General features: G+C 37.8%; 17 protein-coding genes and 1 CRISPR repeat array (1 of these 18 running past the window's edge). Of the genes, 9 read left to right on the top strand and 8 right to left on the bottom strand.

What is annotated here, in order from left to right:
- Positions 1-45: 45 nt before the first annotated feature.
- Together ldhH and F1847_RS08310 are read left to right on the top strand one after the other, a co-directional pair.
- A complete protein-coding gene (gene ldhH / locus F1847_RS08315; RefSeq protein ID WP_150072592.1) occupies positions 46-2,163 on the top strand; it encodes an L-lactate dehydrogenase (quinone) large subunit LdhH in 2,118 nt (705 codons plus the stop codon).
- Positions 2,164-2,165: 2 nt separating this feature from the next.
- Positions 2,166-2,600 carry a PPC domain-containing DNA-binding protein gene (locus tag F1847_RS08310; protein ID WP_150072591.1) on the top strand — a complete coding sequence of 145 codons (435 nt, stop codon included), beginning with the start codon at positions 2,166-2,168 and terminating at the stop codon, positions 2,598-2,600.
- A gap of 49 nt (positions 2,601-2,649) precedes the next feature.
- On the opposite strand, the gene F1847_RS08305 is transcribed toward F1847_RS08310, so the two are convergent.
- On the bottom strand, positions 2,650-3,669 hold the full coding sequence (locus F1847_RS08305; protein ID WP_150072590.1) for an alpha-hydroxy-acid oxidizing protein: 1,020 nt from the start codon (positions 3,667-3,669) through the stop codon (positions 2,650-2,652).
- A gap of 151 nt (positions 3,670-3,820) precedes the next feature.
- A complete protein-coding gene (locus F1847_RS08300; protein WP_150072589.1) occupies positions 3,821-4,714 on the bottom strand; it encodes a universal stress protein in 894 nt (297 codons plus the stop codon).
- A gap of 493 nt (positions 4,715-5,207) precedes the next feature.
- Here F1847_RS08300 and F1847_RS08295 point away from each other — a divergent pair, with 493 nt between their 5' ends.
- Positions 5,208-5,555 carry a hypothetical protein gene (locus tag F1847_RS08295; protein ID WP_150072588.1) on the top strand — a complete coding sequence of 116 codons (348 nt, stop codon included), beginning with the start codon at positions 5,208-5,210 and terminating at the stop codon, positions 5,553-5,555.
- Positions 5,515-5,985, top strand: coding sequence for a hypothetical protein (locus F1847_RS08290; protein ID WP_168194308.1), 471 nt, complete (start codon positions 5,515-5,517; stop codon positions 5,983-5,985). Before F1847_RS08295 ends, F1847_RS08290 begins: the two co-directional genes overlap by 41 nt.
- Before the next feature lie 3 nt (positions 5,986-5,988).
- Here F1847_RS08290 and F1847_RS08285 read toward each other — a convergent pair whose 3' ends face one another.
- Together F1847_RS08285 and F1847_RS08280 are read right to left on the bottom strand one after the other, a co-directional pair.
- On the bottom strand, positions 5,989-7,308 hold the full coding sequence (locus F1847_RS08285) for a sigma-54 dependent transcriptional regulator (RefSeq protein WP_150072586.1): 1,320 nt from the start codon (positions 7,306-7,308) through the stop codon (positions 5,989-5,991).
- On the bottom strand, positions 7,287-8,561 hold the full coding sequence (locus F1847_RS08280) for a nitrogen regulation protein NR(II) (protein ID WP_150072585.1): 1,275 nt from the start codon (positions 8,559-8,561) through the stop codon (positions 7,287-7,289). The genes F1847_RS08285 and F1847_RS08280 overlap by 22 nt, the downstream gene beginning before the upstream one ends.
- Before the next feature lie 215 nt (positions 8,562-8,776).
- On the opposite strand from F1847_RS08280, the gene F1847_RS08275 reads away from it, so the two are divergent.
- A complete protein-coding gene (locus tag F1847_RS08275; protein ID WP_150072584.1) occupies positions 8,777-9,688 on the top strand; it encodes a cation diffusion facilitator family transporter in 912 nt (303 codons plus the stop codon).
- A 13-nt stretch (positions 9,689-9,701) separates the two neighbouring features.
- The gene (locus tag F1847_RS08270) at positions 9,702-10,790 is read left to right on the top strand and encodes a DUF763 domain-containing protein (protein ID WP_150072583.1); all 1,089 of its coding nucleotides are present in this window, start codon (positions 9,702-9,704) and stop codon (positions 10,788-10,790) included.
- Here F1847_RS08270 and F1847_RS08265 read toward each other — a convergent pair.
- Positions 10,787-11,539, bottom strand: a complete 753-nt coding sequence (locus F1847_RS08265; RefSeq protein ID WP_150072582.1) for an MBL fold metallo-hydrolase — start codon at positions 11,537-11,539, stop codon at positions 10,787-10,789. The genes F1847_RS08270 and F1847_RS08265 overlap by 4 nt on opposite strands.
- A 175-nt stretch (positions 11,540-11,714) precedes the next feature.
- Here F1847_RS08265 and F1847_RS08260 point away from each other — a divergent pair, with 175 nt between their 5' ends.
- Positions 11,715-12,407 (top strand): anaerobic ribonucleoside-triphosphate reductase activating protein, encoded by a 693-nt coding sequence (locus F1847_RS08260; RefSeq protein WP_150072581.1) that lies wholly within the window; start codon positions 11,715-11,717, stop codon positions 12,405-12,407.
- Positions 12,408-12,411: 4 nt separating this feature from the next.
- A complete protein-coding gene (gene thiE, locus F1847_RS08255) occupies positions 12,412-13,038 on the top strand; it encodes a thiamine phosphate synthase (RefSeq protein WP_150072580.1) in 627 nt (208 codons plus the stop codon).
- Here the strand turns inward: thiE and F1847_RS08250 are convergent.
- From F1847_RS08250 to F1847_RS08240, 3 genes are all read right to left on the bottom strand, one after another.
- The gene (locus F1847_RS08250) at positions 13,035-13,673 is read right to left on the bottom strand and encodes a flavodoxin family protein (protein ID WP_150072579.1); all 639 of its coding nucleotides are present in this window, start codon (positions 13,671-13,673) and stop codon (positions 13,035-13,037) included. The genes thiE and F1847_RS08250 overlap by 4 nt on opposite strands.
- A gap of 6 nt (positions 13,674-13,679) precedes the next feature.
- Positions 13,680-13,883, bottom strand: a complete 204-nt coding sequence (locus tag F1847_RS08245; RefSeq protein WP_150072578.1) for a hypothetical protein — start codon at positions 13,881-13,883, stop codon at positions 13,680-13,682.
- A 243-nt stretch (positions 13,884-14,126) separates the two neighbouring features.
- Positions 14,127-15,326: an IS110 family transposase gene (locus F1847_RS08240; protein WP_150071129.1), complete on the bottom strand. Its 1,200-nt coding sequence runs from the start codon at positions 15,324-15,326 to the stop codon at positions 14,127-14,129.
- Between F1847_RS08240 and F1847_RS08235 the strand changes: the two genes are divergently transcribed.
- Entirely contained in the window at positions 15,282-15,539 is a 258-nt protein-coding gene (locus tag F1847_RS08235; RefSeq protein WP_150071130.1) for a hypothetical protein, read from the top strand. The genes F1847_RS08240 and F1847_RS08235 overlap by 45 nt on opposite strands.
- 42 nt (positions 15,540-15,581) lie before the next feature.
- Positions 15,582-17,219: a CRISPR direct-repeat array (repeat unit 35 nt; unit sequence GTCGCAATCCCTTTTTAAGTAGGGCAGGTTTCAAC); it runs 2,153 nt beyond the window's last position.

Here is a 17,219-nt window from a genome sequence, read left to right as displayed (position 1 = left end):
AAAGATATTGTCTAACAAAGTTATAAAAATTAAAGGAGTGTAACCATGCTTAAAGAGGAAATTAAAAAGGCTTTAGAAAATCCTGTTATCACTAAAGCGCTAACCAATTTTTATGAAGCCTATGTGGTAGCTCGGGAAAAGGCTTATACAGGGCTTGATTTTGAAAAGATAAGAAACGAAATCGTAAGGGTAAAAAGTTATGCTGCTGAGAATTTTGATAAACTGATTAAAAAATTTACAGAACAAGCCACCAAAAGAGGGGCTAAAGTTTTTTACACCAAGGACCCCAAAGAGGTTATTAACTATATTTTAGAGGTAGCCAAGGCACATAATGTAAAGACTATCGTTAAATCAAAGTCCATGGCAACAGAAGAGATTCACCTTAACAAACATCTGCAAGAAGCAGGAATAGAGGTGTTTGAGACAGATTTAGGAGAGTGGATTATCCAACTTGCAGGTCAGAGACCATCTCACATGGTTTTGCCTGCTATACATCTTACTCGATATGAAGTTTCAGACATCTTTACCAAAAAAGTAGATGCCGTTGAGCCTGACATCAAGAAGATGGTAAAGTTTGCCAGAAAAAATTTAAGAGAGAAGTTTCTTAAAGCAGACTTAGGTATAACCGGAGCCAACATAGCGGTAGCCGAGACAGGAAGCATAGTAATTTTTACCAACGAAGGGAATGCAAGATTGGTTTTAACCTTACCTAAGGTTCATATAGCGGTTGTAGGGATAGAAAAATTGGTAGACAAGCTGGAAGACATAGACCCTATCGTAAAAGCTTTACCGAGAAACGCCACCGCCCAACCTATTACCACTTATGTATCTTTTATTACCGGAGAAAGAGAACACTGGGACGGAACTAAAAAAGAAGTCCATATCATCCTTTTTGATAACGGTCGTTCTGAGATGGCTAAAGACCCAGTTTTTAAAGAGGCTTTACAGTGTATAAGATGTGCCTCTTGCTTAAACGTATGCCCTGTTTTTAGGTTAATAAGCGGTCTTGTATTTGGAAGGGTTTACACCGGAGGAATAGGAACCATCCTTACTGCCTGGACTGAGGGCCTTAAGGCCACCAAAGACATCCAAAACCTCTGTATCCAGTGCGGTAACTGTGTGAAGATATGTCCAGGAAAAATAAACATTCCAGACCTAATCTTAGAGATAAGAAGAAGACTTGCAGAAGAAGAAGGTTTACCTTTAAAGATAAGGGCGATTTATTCTGTTGTTAATAATCGTAGGCTTTTCCACACCGCTTTAAGAATGGCTTCAAAACTACAAGCACCTTTTAAACAGGGTGCTTTTATCAGACATCTACCTTTAGCTTTTTCCGAACTTACTCAAGAAAGAAGCCTTCCTGCTATAGCAGAAACACCTTTTAGAGACCGTATTAAAAAAATTAAACAGCCAGAGGCTAAACAAAAGGTTGCCTTTTTTGCCGGTTGCCTTATAGACTTTGCCTATCCAGAGATAGGAGAGGCTTTGGTTAAGCTTCTTAACAAGGCAGGAATTCAGGTGGTCTTTCCTCAAGACCAGACTTGTTGTGGAGCCCCTGCACTTTATAACGGTGTTATGGATGTTGCCGCAAACAATATGTTGCAAAATCTAAAGGCCTTGGAACAAGAAAATCCAGATTTTATTCTTTCAGCCTGTCCTACCTGTACTTTAGTTTTAAAGAAAAAAGGCTTGTTGGCTTTAAGAAACCAAAAAGTTTCTTCAGAGGTTTTAGCGAAAGCAGAAAAGATGGCTGAAAAGGTGGTAGATACCTCTTATTTTATTAATAAGCTTATTAAAGAAGGAAAGCTCACCTTTAGCAAACCGTTAGAAGAAGACTTTACTTATCATGACCCATGCCATCTTAAGCGTTCTTTAAACATCTGGCAAGAACCGAGAGAGTCTTTGCAAAAAGCAGGGCTAAAGCTAAAAGAGATGTTTGAGTCTGATGTATGCTGTGGTATGGGTGGTTCTTACTCCCTTAAATTTCCAGAAATTTCTGTTAAAATTCTTGAAAGAAAATTGAAAAACATACAAGATACAGGGGTTAAATTAGTATGCACCGATTGTCCTGGATGTATAATGCAGATAAGAGGAGGAGCTGATAAGAAAGGTTTAGACTTTAAAGTAAGGCACTCCTTAGAAATTTTGGCTGAAAGGTTATAACCATGGATGTTATAAGAGAGTATAAAGTAAAAAGAATTATTCAGGGTAGGATTCCTAAGGGAGAGGACCTATTCAAATGGTTGACAGAGAAGGCTAAGGAGCTCAACATCAAGGCTGGTATGGTTTCAGGTATCGGAGCTGTAACCAAGGCTACCATAGGGTATTATGATCAAATCAAGAGAGAGTATATAATCAAAAATTTTAACCAACCTATGGAAATTTTAAGTTTAAAGGGAAACATTTCGGTTAAAGATGGGGTCTCTTTTGCTCATCTTCATGTGGTGTTAGGTAAAGAAGATTTTACCGCAATAGGGGGTCATCTTTTTGAAGGGTCTGAGGTTTTTGCCTTTGAGTTTGAGATAGTAGAGTTTGAAGGCGAGGCCTTTACAAGGGGTTTTGACGATCAGACGGGTTTATATCTTTGGCAAAAAACCTAAAGATTGCTGAGGCGGCCTAAACTAAAATCAGGCCGCCTTCTTTAATCTTTTACATCTTAACCAAAATACTTGCTGGCACGTCTTTAACCGAAGCAACCCCGGTTAATAACATCGTTTGAATAAGTTCGTTTTTTATTTTATCAAAATACAACTTAAGCCCTTCTCTCATTCCACCAAACACTGCAATTACTACCGGTCTTCCAATAAGCACGGCATCAGCACCAAGGGCAAGTAGTTTAAGGACATCTGCTCCGCTTCTGACCCCTCCGTCTGCTATTATGGTCATTTTTCCTTTAAACTTTGCGGTAATTTCTGGTAAAACATCTGCTACCCCTGGGGTATGATCCAAAACTCTACCTCCGTGGTTAGAAACCACGATACAGGAAACCCCGCAATCATAGGCAATTTCAGCATCCTTTACCGTCATAATACCCTTAAGGATAAAAGGAAGTTTGGTTGCTTTTACCAATTCTTCTATTTCCTTAGGGGTTTTAGGACTTACAGGTTGTCCTTTTAAAGCCATGGTGATAAGCCCTGCACCGTCTATGTCAACCCCTACAGCCAAGGCCCCAGCCTCTTCTGCCATCCTGATCCTTTTAATGATTTCTTCCTGTGCCCTGGGCTTAATGATAGGGATACCCTTTCCTTCAAACTTTTTAATAGCATTAATACCGCTTGAATACATTAAAGGGTCTGCTCCGTCTCCTGTCCAGCCGATGGTTCCAGCCATGAGAGACCCGGCTATTACTTCTTCGGTATAGACGTCTTCTGTTATTGCTCCGCCCATGTTATAAGTAGTTCCAGTGATAGGGGCAGCCATAACCGGTAGAGATAAGGTTTGACCAAAAAGTTCTATCTCAGTAAGAGGGGATTTAACTTCGTGAATTGCCGTGAGGTTAAACTTGTATCTGTTTAAAGCCTCTAAATTTGCCCTGAAGGCAGAACCTGTTCCTAATCCTCCCATTCCAGGCACTTCTCCAGCACAGGCAACTCCATTGCATACTGGACAAACCTTGCAAAAGCCCTTTAGTTTTTCCCTGGCGTTTTTTCTTACCTCTTCCCAGGTCATACCCTCCTCCTTGTAAATAAATATAGTAAAGTAAGTAATAACTTACCACTATTATAGATTTTTTTCAAGCGATAGATTCCAACATTATGGTTCAATAGAATGGGAGGCCCCTCAGTTAAAAAATCGAGGGGTTAGAAATAATAAAAGTTTTTTATTTTACGACCAAAACCGGCAAGGCACCGGCTGAAAGAACCCTCTCTGTTACGCTTCCCATCAACAATCTTTTAAGCCCGGTTTTTCCATAAGTACCCATTACCAGGAGTCCAGAGCCTGTTTCTTGGGCTACCTCAAGGATTTTATCTTCTACCGCCCCCAGCTTTAAGAACCAGTCTATTTTTACACCTTCTTTGTTGGCTTTATCCACCAGATTTTCCAGATATTTTCTTCTTTCTTCAGAAAGTTTGTCCAACACATCCGGGGCAACTCCATAGGTTTCTACAGGGAGGTCTATCACCGATACCACTGACAGTTTGCTCTGATGGGCTTTAGCCAAGGTTATGGCTTTAGCAAAGGCCTTTTCAGCAAAAGAAGACCCGTCTACTGCTACCAGTATTTTTTCTAAGTTTATGGTTCGAGGATAAGGAATAATGAGGACATCTACAGGACTATAACCTATCACCCTGGCTGCCGTGCTTCCTAAGAAAAAGGTTTTAAGTTTACTACTACTCCGTCCCATGATGATTAAATCAGCTCCAGTGTTATAGGCTAAGTCTACAATCTTCTGATAGGCCTCTCCTTTTTCTAAAAAACACTGAGCTTCGATTCTTTTTTCTGATAAGACATTTTCTACCTTTTTGATGAGTTCTTGATAGGGTTGAATTATCTTAATGGGTAAGTCAGTAAAGATTTCTTCAAATCCTGGAAGGGTTTTTCCTGGAAGGTCTTCTACGGTGGTTATGAGCAAATCATCCGTATAAAGAGGAGCTACCGTCACTATAGCAGCCTTAGTAGAACTTGTCTGAAGAAGTTTAAGTGCCTCGAGAAAAACATGCCAGGACTGTTCTGATGTATCTAAAGCTATCAAGGGTTTCTGATAGGGCTTCATAACCCACCTCCAAAGTTTATCATTTTTTTATTAACATATTAATAACATAATCATCTACAAAATATTTTAAAGAAATCCTGGAAAAAAGTAAAGCCCTATTTTAAATTATTGGGTGGTTATTAGTTTAAAGGCTTGGTTCCACGGTTTGATTGGTTTTTAAGATTTTTCTTCTAATAACATGTTATCCTTGGCTGAAAGACCAATAATATTTTATATATTACTTAAAGGTCTTAAGCGAAGTTTTTTTACTATCATAACTGGGGTTTTTTTATAGGGGTTTTGAGGTTAGAGTTTTATGTTAGGTATTGTCCTTGGCTACACTTTGTAAATTTTACAACCCGTGCTTTCGTAAAAATTTCAAGTTTTTTCGTTTTTTTTTAAATTCCTTTTTCGGAAAACAGCCCAAGATTAAGGGTATTTTGAGAGAAAATTTTTAGGCATGATTTTTGATATAAATAGTACAAAGATAAAAACTAAACCAGGAGGTGTGGTTATGAACATCAAAAAGACTTTGGCGGTAGCTTTAGGGATTGGTACTCTTTTAACCGGTTCAGCCTTTGCTCAAAAAGGTATGGGAGGAACAGGACGTCCTATGTATCCTCCGGTTGAGCCTGCTAAGTTGCAAGAGTTTTGCAAAGACGTACAACCTCTTTATCAAAGGGAGGCTCAATTAAGGGCGGAGCTTCGTTCCATTATCCTTCAGCCTTCTCCTAACTGGGATACTATCCTTGCAAAAGAGCAAGAACTTGCTAAAATCCGTGTAGAGATCATGAAAAAAGGGCATGAAAAGGGGTTACCACTTGGTAAAGTTGGTATGTGGAGAAAATACTGCGGGTGGTAAGATGAGGTATAAAGCCCGGGGTTTTATCCCGGGCTTTATTGTTTTTTTAGGTTTTCTTTTGATTGTTTTTTTTGTCCCAAGTCTTAGGGCACAACCTTTTATTTTGCCTAAAGAAATTCCTTATGACCCTAATTTAGAGATTACGTTTAAAGGTAGGATCCTAAAAATATATCTTCCTCCAAGGGGATTAGCTGCTCTGGAAGTAGAAAGAGAAGGTAAAGCTTATACCGTTTTTTTGTGTCCGGTGAGTTATTATCGTTTCTTAAAGCCAGACTTTAAAGAAGGGGATAGGGTTGAGATTACCGGTGCTAAAACATTTTTCCCAAGGTATGGAATTATCTTTATGGCAAGGCATATAAAAAACTTAGATACCGGAAGCCTTTACCTTTTCAGAAGTCCTGTGCCTCCTTATAAACCTGTTTGGGAATAGTCTCTATTGGTTTATCCCAAATTCCTTAAGCTTGTTATAAAGGGTTTTTAAAGAGATACCAAGCAGTTTGGCTGCTTCAGGCTTGTTGCCTTTGGTAACCTCCAGGGCTTTTAGTATGGCTTTTTTCTCTAAGTTTTTAATCTGTAAAGCATCTTTAAGTTCTAACTCCTCTTTTAAAATTTCTCTTTCTTTAGAGAAAAATTCTACCTCAAGTGTTTCTCCCTTGCTAAGCAATATCGCCCTTTCAAGTAGATTCTCAAGCTCTCTTATGTTGCCGGGAAAATGGTACTCTTTAAGTTTTTCCCAGGAAGTTTTACTTAAAGGTTTTAAAGGTTTTCCCAGTTTTTGACAGATGTTTTCTAACAGATAATTTACGATTTTTTCTAAATGTTTTTTTCTTTCTCTAAGGGGTGGGAGATAAAAAGAGAGAACGTTAATACGATAAAACAGGTCTTCTCTAAACCGCCCCTCAGCTACAAGTTTTACTAAATCTTTATTGGTAGCCACGATAAATCTGGCGTTAGTTTTTAAGGTTTCAAGCCCCCCTAACCTTTCAAAGGTTTTGTCTTGAAGAACCCTCAAAAATTTAGCCTGAACAGGCAAGCTCATCTCAGAGATTTCATCAAGAAAAAGGGTTCCTCCTCTTGCAACCTCAACCTTGCCAGGTTTTGTTTTGAGGGCACCGGTAAAAGCCCCTTTTTCATAACCAAAAAGTTCAGCCTCTACCAGGTTTTCAGGTAAGGCAGCACAATTTATCTCTACAAAAGGTCCTTTTTTCCTGCTTAGAACATGAATAACCTTAGCTATTAAACTTTTCCCTGTGCCTGTTTCCCCTAAAAGACAAACGGTGGTATCTGTAGGGGCAATTTCTACCAATTTTTCATAAAGGTCTTCTATACCTGCAAAAACCACATCGAACGGAGGTAAACCTTCGGTGCTTTCAAAACTTTTTGTGTTTTTTAGGTAATTTTTTACCTTAAACAGCAGTTCTTCTGGAGAAGAAAGCGGTTTGGTAAGATAGTCTACAGCCCCTGCTTTCATCGCTTCAACCGCCGAAGGAATGGTCCCAAAGGCGGTAATCACGATAAAAACACTTTCTGGAAGAAGCTTTTTAGCCTTTTTAATAAAGGTGATACCGTCCATCTCAGGCATTTTAAGGTCGGTGATTACTATGTCAGGTTTAAGTTCAGGAAGTTTAAGCAAAGCGGTTTCAGGATGATGAAAAACCCAAACAGTGTAGTTTTCTTCTTGAAAGGTCATTTCCAAAAAACTGGCAAAAGAGGTATCGTCTTCTACGATGGCTATCGAGGGATTTTTAGCCATACTTCTGTTCCATAAGCGGGTTGAGATTTTAATTCTATACTAAGGTTTAGCTCCTCACAAAGTTTTTTTACTATGGTTAATCCAAGTCCCATCCCTTTTGCCTTGGTAGTAAAAAAGGGCTCCCAAACCTTGAGAAGTAATTCTTTAGGTATTCCCTTTCCATAATCTTTAATATAAATAATATAGAAATTTTTTTCAGAATTTAAACCCAGGTCTACCCTGAGACTCCCGTTTTCTTGAGAGGCTTGCCAAGCGTTTTCTAACAGGTTTATCAAGATTTCTTTGAGTTTATCTTGGTCTGTAAACACTAAAAAGTTTTCTCCCCGAAGGTTTAACCTTAGGTCTGCCTCAGGATAAAGAAGTTTAAAGGTTTCTACTACCTCGGTTAAAAGTTCTTTTAAGTTAAAGTTAGAAGGATTGATTAGCAATGGGTGGGTATAAGAGTTTAAAGTTCGCAAGAGATTTTCCATCCGAAGGGTTTCTTTAAAGATAAAATTAAGGGCTTTTTGGGTCTTTTCTTCTGGGTTTTTCTTAAGGATAAGCTGGGTAAAGCCTTTAATACTGGCTAATGGGTTTTTCATTTCGTGTGCAAGCACCTGAGAAATAAACCTCCAGCGTTCAAGGTCCTCAACCTGTCTTATCAACCTTTCAGTCTTTCTAAAAAACCAAAACCCTATTCCTCCTATCCCTATAAAAACCAATCCAAGTAAAAACTCTAAATAGATATGTCTTCTTGCATAACTTAACCTTTCTTCAACAGGATATACATGTAGCGCTACCCTTAACACCGCTTGTTCGTTTTTAAGTCTGATAAGGTTTTCATAGAGAAAGAGTTTTTCTTCTGTTAAAGAGGTTTGATAAAAACTTCGAGGAAAAGGGGGCCTAATAGGGACAAATTGTTCTATCTTTTGGCCTATAAGTTCGGGATTAGAATGAAGTAAAGCTGTGCCGTTTTTGTCATAGATAGCTACATAAGCTACTCCTTCCCACTCGTTACCCAAAAGAAGTTCAACAAAAAAATTTCTTTCCTTTTTTATTAAGTCTAAGTTAAAGTTTTTAATCAAGCTTTTAAGGGTAATCTCAACACCTATGGCTTGTAGTTTAAGAGCGTTTTCTAAGGTTTTTTCTATGTTTTTGTAGTTGTAAACCCCTGCGATGAAAAACAAAAATCCGGCTATTAGAGAAACCCCTAAAAACACCCAAGATAAAACCGAGGTTTTAAGATAACGTCTGAGTTTATCGTTTTTCCCCATCAACTTTTAGCTTAACCTAAAATTTGTAAATTGTAAAACCTAAGAGAAAAGCCTGTGGTAATTGATAAAAGAAAGAGGCTTTTTTAAAGAAGAAAACAAAATAGCCTTTCGTTTTTGTCTTAAAAACGAAAGAGTTCTTTTAGATAGAGGAGTGTATGCTTGACAAAAAGGAAAAAAGAGACAAATTTGGTATAAAACTAAACAGGATATAGAGGATGCACCCTCACCATCATCACTCTGATCATTCTGAGATTAGCGGAAAAAATCTTTTTTATGTAGTGGTCTTTAACTTAGTGATAACCTTGGTTGAGTTTGTCGGTGGGTTGGTTTCAGGAAGTATGTCTCTTTTGTCTGATGCCTTTCATAATCTAAGCGATGCCATGTCTATAACCATTACGTATTTTGCCTATAAGTTTTCTCTAAAAGGGCCAGATGAGAAAAAGACTTTTGGCTACAAACGGATAACCATCTTAGCCAGTCTTTTTAATTCGGTTACCCTGCTGGTAATATGCATTTTTTTGGTAAAAGAGGCGGTTGAAAGGCTGATTAATACTCATCCTATAGAGATTAAGACGGTGTTTATTATAGGTGGTATAGGACTCTTAGGCAACCTTTTAAGTTTGCTGTTTTTAAAGGGAGCTGCCAAAAAGGACCTTAACGTAAAGTCGGCTTATCTTCATATTTTAGGAGATGCTTTATCTTCTATAGCGGTGATTATAGGAGCGCTTTTTATCTATTTTTGGGGTATGGTAAGGATTGACCCGCTTATAAGTATATTGATAGCGGTTTACATAGCCAAAGAAAGTTTAGAGGTTTTGTTAAAATCCGTCAACATTATTATGCAATCAACCCCGACTCATGTAGAACCTACTAAAGTGGTTGAGGAGTTGATGAAAATCCAAGAAATAAAAGATGTGCATCATGTTCATCTATGGAGCCTTGATGATAAAAACCATTTTTTTGAAGGACATGTTAACCTAAAATCAGACCTAACCGTAACCCAGACGATGCAGGTTTACCAAAAGATAAAAGATAAGTTGCAAAAATTAGGTATTAACCATGTGACCGTCCAGTTTGAATACAACGGTTGTCCAGGATGTGAGGTAGTGCCTAAAAAAGCTCTTTAGACAGGGGAGACAAATGGTAAGCAGAAGCGTGGTGGATTTACCTTTACATGGAGGAAAGTGCCCTCCTTGGCTTTTTGAAAGAATGATTAGGCTAAGCAGAGCGTTTTTGTTGCTGGTCTATCAGGAGTTTGGTCCAAAGGAGTTGATTAAAAGGCTTACCGACCCTTTTTGGTTTCAGGCTTTGGGTTGTTTGCTTGGTTTTGATTGGCATTCCTCAGGATTAACCACTACGGTAGGAGGGGCTGTAAAAGAGGCTTTAAAACCTTATTTTAGAGACCTTGGAGTTTATGTCTGCGGAGGAAAGGCTAAGAGGGCTTTAAATACCCCTCAAGAAATCATCTTTTGGGGCGAAAAAGAGGGGCTCCCTCAAGAGGCCTCCAAACTGGTAACTCTAAGCAGACTTACCGCAAGGATTGACAATAACGCCATCCAGGATGGTTTTCAGCTTTATTTTCATCTTTTTATCTTTTCTAAGGAAGGAGATTGGGGGGTTATACAGCAGGGAATGGATGAAAAGACTTCTTATGCCAGGCGTTATCAATGGTACAGCCAAAAAATCATCGACCTTTGCGAAAACCCTCATGCAGGGATTGTATCTCAGATAAAAAAACAAGATGTGCTTAACTTGGTAGCTAAAGAAAGTAAACCGGTGCAAAGTTGTTTAGTAAATCTGGTTAAAGAAGACTTTAGTTTAGTGATGAAGGAACTGACCCCTAAGGTGCATCTAATCTTTAAAAAAGAACATGCCTTAACCCCGCAGGATTTATCTTTTAAGTCTCTTAGAAAAATTTGGGAAAAGGTTTACGAGAACCCTCCTGCTGATTTTAAGGATTTGATTTTAAGCCAAGGGATGGGGGCCAAGGCTTTAAGGGCTTTAACCTTAGCCTCAGAGCTGATTTATGAGGTGAAGGCTTCAAGAGAAGATCCGGTGGTTTATAGCTATGCCCATGGAGGAAAAGACGGGCATCCTTATAGACTAAACAAAAAACTCTATGATAACACCATACAGGAGTTAGAAGAAATATTAAGAAAGGCCAAGTTAGGCGAAACAGAAAAACTTGAAATGTTTAGGAGACTTCCTAAGCTTTTTAACTTAGTTTAAATTTTAAGACTCATTCCATCATAACAAGCTTTGATGGGTAAACCTAACTCTTGGCTTAGCTGTTGGGCGACTTTAAAAGGGTTAGCCCTAAGCATGGTCATCCCAAAATGGGTAAGGATAACTTCTTCAGGCCTGATTTGGGTTAAAAGCCTTTTTACATCAGGTATGCTAAGGTGTAAAACCCCCTCCTTAGGGGTATATCTTACGGTATTAATAACCAGTATGTTAGCCTCAGAAAATTCTTCTGCCAGTCCCTCAAAATAAGCCGTATCGGTGAGAAAACCTATGGTTTTGCCTTCTGGTAAATAAAAAATCAGACCGTGGTTTTCCGCATTATGTCTAAGCAAACAAGTGGTTTTTAACCTAAAAGGCGGGTCTTCGTAAACGGTATGAGGTCTCAAGATTTCTAATCTTTTAAGATAGGGTTTAAGGTAGGACAGCAAAATCCCTTCGTTTAAGGTGCTTTCAGTTAAAAACACACTTCCTCTTTTTTTAAGACCACCTTCTACAACAGCGTCAACAACTATGTTTAAGTCTGCCGAGTGGTCCAGATGTTGATGAGACACCACTATGGTTTGGATTTTCTCTATCGGGATTCTCTTTTTAGCAAGGTAAACTAAAGTTCCTGGACCAGGGTCAAGAAGAAGATAAGAGTTATCAATCCTGATGACCGTTCCGGCTGAGGCCCTAAGCTGTTTAGCAACCACATAACGACCACCGGCAGTCCCCAGAAAGATTACCTCTACCATCGCTAAAATTTTATAATTTAATTAAAAAGAGGTCAACCTACTTTAAAGGCTTTTATTTCTCTATCCGGCAAAAGCAAGAGGTCTTTTGCTCTACTTTAGCATAAATTTAATATCTTGCCTGATTTTTAATAAAGGTTTATATTTTCGATAGATTTAGGATGGCGGTGAGGAAAAAATGATTAAAGGGTTTATAGGTACAAGTCTGGTAGACTATCCTGGAAGGATTTCTTCGGTGGTTTTTACGTATGGTTGCAATTTTAGGTGTCCTTTTTGTTATAACATAGATTTGGTTTTGCCTGAAAGATATAAAAAGTTAAAAAATTTACCTGAGTCCTGGGTTATAGAGGAAATCAAAAGAAGAAAGGGGTTTATCAAAGGGGTGGTTATTACCGGAGGAGAGCCTACTCTTTGGGGTAAGAAGTTGATAAGGTTTGTGGAAGAAATCCGGATAGAGACCGGTCTTCCTGTTAAACTGGATACCAACGGAAGCCAGCCTGAGTTGGTTAAAAGTTTGGTAGAGGATAGATTGATAGATTTTTGGGCGGTAGATTTTAAAACCTCCCCTGCAAGGTATTTTGAACTTGAAGGAGATTTTAGGTTAGTAGAAGAAACTTTTAAGGTGTTAAAAGAGGTTGCCGACCAAGTTGAAATAAGGATTACCCTTTATCCTCCCCTTTTAACAGAAGAAGATTTAGAAGAGATGGTGCCTTATTTATCTTGGTTTAAAAGGATTGCTTTGCAAAAGTTTGTGCCAGAACACACCCTTAAACAAGAAGCTCTTGGTCCGGTCAATCCGAGTTTTTACCACAAGGTAGCAGAGTTTTTAAGAGAAAGACTCCCTGAGGTTTCTCTGATAAAAAGGTTTTAGGTTTATGGACATAAGAGGTTTTTACGCGATAACCGATGAGGTCTTAACTCCTTATCAAGACGGAAAGGTCTTTCTTATGGTAGAAAAAGCCCTGAGAGGAGGGGCTAAGTTTATTCAACTTAGGGATAAGACCACACCTTTAGAAAATTTAATATACTTAGCTTTAGAATTAAAGAAACTTTGTCATAAGTTTAACGCCTATTTTATCGTTAACGATAGGGTAGAATTAGGTGCTCGTGTTTCAGCCGATGGAGTCCATATAGGAAAAGACGACGCCTCACTTGCTGAGGTTAAAAAGTTTTTTAAAGGTCCTATCATAGGGGTTTCTTGCTATGGAGACATAAAAAGAGCAGTAGAGGCTGAAAAACAAGGGGCTACCTACGTAGCTTTTGGTAGTTTTTATCCATCTCCTACCAAACCTAACGCTAAGATAGTAGATAAAAATATAATTCCCATGGCTAAAAAAATCTTAAAAATCCCTGTTTGTGCAATAGGAGGAATAACCTTAGAACAGGCGTATGAGTTGGTAAAATTAGGGGCAGACATGATAGCAGTGATAAGCGACCTTTGGAAGTCAGAGGACATAGAAGAAAAAGCAAGAGCTTATGCTAAACTTTTTAATTATGTCTAAGGAACTGGGTCTAAATTAAGTCCTAAAAAACGTGCTAACTCATCTTTTGGTTTAGCCAAGTCTTTTTTTTCCAGAAGGCAAACCTTTTGCCCTAAGACCTTAGCTTTTTCTAAAAACTCTGGGTGGTTTAAAATTTCTCCTTTTTTATCAATCCCTCTTATAAAAATGCCTCCTATATATTCCCCGTCTATCGTATCAAGAACATACTTAAAACTTCTTACTAAGCATTCAAAAATTTTTTTTCCTTTGGTTGCCCCTAAAGCTAAAAGAATTCCTTTAGGTTTTTGAGAGGGGGCAGGATTTTTAAGAAGATATTTAGACACCCAAAAAGCTTGAAACCTTTCAAAAAAAGCTTGGAGAAAAGAAGGATAGGTATAGAAAAAGATAGGGGTTGCTATTACCAAAAAATTAGTTTTTAGCACCTTAGAATAGACCTCTGTCAGGGCATCTTCTAAGATACAGGTTCCGTCTTTTTCACAACCTCCACATTCAATACAGGGCATAAACTTTAGCTCAGCTAATCTAATTTTTTCAGCGTTTATTTTAGGTGGGTTAAGTCCTGATAAAAAGGAATTTAGTAAGATTTCTGAATTGCCTTGTTTTCTTGGGCTTGCATGGACGGCAAGAAGATACATTTATATTTATTTGGTAAGGGTTTTTTTTATCACAGAGAAAACTTGGCTAAAAACTTCTTCAAACGTAGCGGGAGAACAGCGTCCCATTTCTATAAATTTAATGACTATTTCTTTTGTGGTTTTGAGAGTAATCTCATCTAAAGGGGAAAGTTTTAAATCTTCTAAGGATTTAGTTTTGTTTTCTAAGTTTACTATTTTATTATGGTTCATTAGGCCTCACCTTTTAAAGGATTTAAAGAAATAATAGCCTGACTTAAAAATTTTGCAACTCTTTTACCCCCATTTTAACCTTTTTAAAACAGGCTTAAGCCTTAAGTCCTTTCATTTAGACATCTACGGAAAACCTTTAAAAGAAAAAGTTTGCAATCCCTAAGTCGCAATCCCTTTTTAAGTAGGGCAGGTTTCAACAATTAGAAAAAAATTTAAAAGGAGTCAACTATCAGAAAATAGGAATTAAACATGAGAGACCTCCAGAACAGGGAACTTAGAAAAAGCAGGATTAAAGAAAGTTTTTTTTCTACAAATTGCATAGATAACTCTTATAAGTTTGTTTACAACTGCTATCATAGCTTTCTTATAACTGCCAAAGTTTTTCTTCTTACGTATAAAATAGGATCTGAAGTAAAAATTCCATTTTACTACACCTACCGCCATCTGGAAAAGAACATTTCTGAGAAAGCTCGACCCTTGCTTAGATATGCTCATCTTAGCTTTATACTTACCAGATTGTTTTGTTACTGGGTCTGTGCCCGCAAACTTTATGAGCTTTTTGGCATTAGAAAATCTTTTTACGTCTCTGATTTCAGCCAAAAAGAGACTTGCAAGTTTAGAGGAAATACCTTTTATAGAGGAAATGAGCTTAATTTGTTCTTGCTGGTCTTCATCCATTTTCTCTACAAGCATCTCTTCAAGCTTTTTTATTCTTGGCTCAAGGAAAAAGAGTTTTTCGATGTAGATGATAAGAGTTTGAGAGAGATAAGGATTGTCAACCCCGATAGAGTTTTTAGCAAGGTTTATGACTTCATCGGGAGAAAAGGAAGGGGTTTTACCTTTAGGAACAGAGGATTTAATAATTTCGGAAATTTCATTTGGTTTAGCTTTTTTAAGGGTTTTAGCAGAGGGGAATTTAAGGAGTATGTTAAGGAAGGAGTGGGAGTAAATATTAAAGTGCTTTTCAGCTTCTGGGAAAAGAACAGTGAGGGCGTATTTGATTTGAGTTTTAGCTTCAGCAAGTTCATGTTTAAGTTTTTGGATAAGACGAGAAGCACTACGGAGTTCAGAGTTTTCAGGATAGGATTTAAGGAATTCAGGGTTATTAAGAGCGAAGAGTGCAAGGATTTTGGCATCTTTTGTGTCGTATTTAGAGGGGTTGTTAGCGGAGATAAATTCAAAGAATCTGTGGACGATTTTAGGGTTAAGGATGAAGGTTTGGATATCTTTTTCAACGAGGAAGCAGTAAAGGGGGATGTGGAACCTACCAGAGGATTCCATAACAACGATAGGGTCAGAGAGGGTTTTGAGAAGGTTAAAGAAATCAGAGAAGCCTTGAAGAGACATAGAGAGTTTGCCGGAGGAGAGGGTTTTAGCTTCATGGTTAAGGATGCAGAAGTGGAAGTTATCTTTAGAAATGTCAACACCGATGTAATGGGTCATGATGCTACCTCCTTTTTAAGATTTTTGTCCCTCACACCATCCTCCCGAGTAGCTGGGGCTTTGGTAGCCCAACCAACTTATCGGGTGTTGAGGGACAGAGGGACATACTCCTTAAGAGGCTCAAAGGCCTACCAAAAATGGAGTCCCTGTCCCTCTCTAACTTATAAGCTTTTGTTTTATTATACAAAACAAAATGTGTTAAACAAACCTTAACATAAAAATTGCAGGAGGAGATAAAAAAATGGAAAAGCAAAAGTCGCAATCCCTTTTTAAGTAGGGCAGGTTTCAACTGTACAAATTATTCAGGATTTAGAAAAAAAGGCTAAAGAGACTTGTCGCAATCCCTTTTTAAGTAGGGCAGGTTTCAACATTATTCTTATAGCAAAGAAGGAAAAGCTTTAATCTTAAGGTCGCAATCCCTTTTTAAGTAGGGCAGGTTTCAACATGTTTGGGATTATTTTTAAGATGATAATATCTCCTTTAGTCGCAATCCCTTTTTAAGTAGGGCAGGTTTCAACCAGAAGAAAAGCAAATTTTTTTAAGATATGTTTTCTCGCGTCGCAATCCCTTTTTAAGTAGGGCAGGTTTCAACTTAAAAAATCTAGAAAAGCTGCTAAAAAAGATAAAAAAGGGGGGTCGCAATCCCTTTTTAAGTAGGGCAGGTTTCAACACGTATCATGGAAGGACTGGAAGAAGAGGGAAGGAAGGTTTTGTCGCAATCCCTTTTTAAGTAGGGCAGGTTTCAACAAGAAAATTTAAGAGTAAGGAAGACTTTACAGGAAGAGTCGCAATCCCTTTTTAAGTAGGGCAGGTTTCAACATGTGGATATGATTTCTCTGACATTAAAGGATACTATTTGTCGCAATCCCTTTTTAAGTAGGGCAGGTTTCAACTAAAAATGATAATGCTTTACAAAGATATTACCACTAAACAACTTGTCGCAATCCCTTTTTAAGTAGGGCAGGTTTCAACTTTATAGTCTCTCGCATGTTCTATCTCTAAGAAGCTAGCCGCGTCGCAATCCCTTTTTAAGTAGGGCAGGTTTCAACATGTGGATATGATTTCTCTGACATTAAAGGATACTATTTGTCGCAATCCCTTTTTAAGTAGGGCAGGTTTCAACTAAAAATGATAATGCTTTACAAAGATATTACCACTAAACAACTTGTCGCAATCCCTTTTTAAGTAGGGCAGGTTTCAACTCTTACTGCTAGTCACTATTCTAAATTAATGCAAGAATGTCTTGTCGCAATCCCTTTTTAAGTAGGGCAGGTTTCAACCCGATAATAACGACATATTTTTTGAAATAGCAAAAAAACTATTTGTCGCAATCCCTTTTTAAGTAGGGCAGGTTTCAACAGGTATAAAAAATGATTATAGAAAAAGAAAAATTATTTTTTAGTCGCAATCCCTTTTTAAGTAGGGCAGGTTTCAACAAAGGATTTTACATTTTAATTAATGGTAGTTTATTCATAAGTCGCAATCCCTTTTTAAGTAGGGCAGGTTTCAACAAACTAAAAAAAGGAGGTTTAAAATGAAAGGATTTTATTGTCGCAATCCCTTTTTAAGTAGGGCAGGTTTCAACATAAGCTTTGAAAAAAGGCTATCATTAAAAGGTAGCGAAAAAAGCCAGTCGCAATCCCTTTTTAAGTAGGGCAGGTTTCAACTCTTTTCTCAAAGTTTACAAATAATGTATCTCTAATTAGTCGCAATCCCTTTTTAAGTAGGGCAGGTTTCAACTGTACAGGATAATAGATAACAGATATTTTAGTTTTGAATGTCGCAATCCCTTTTTAAGTAGGGCAGGTTTCAACTATAGAAGAGATCTAAAACTAATATATACCGCAAATAACATGGGTCGCAATCCCTTTTTAAGTAGGGCAGGTTTCAACA

Source organism: Thermodesulfobacterium sp. TA1, from assembly GCF_008630935.1.
Classification (GTDB): domain Bacteria; phylum Desulfobacterota; class Thermodesulfobacteria; order Thermodesulfobacteriales; family Thermodesulfobacteriaceae; genus Thermodesulfobacterium.
Note: the sequence above shows the minus strand (reverse complement) of the source record. Positions and strands in the feature narration are given on the sequence as shown.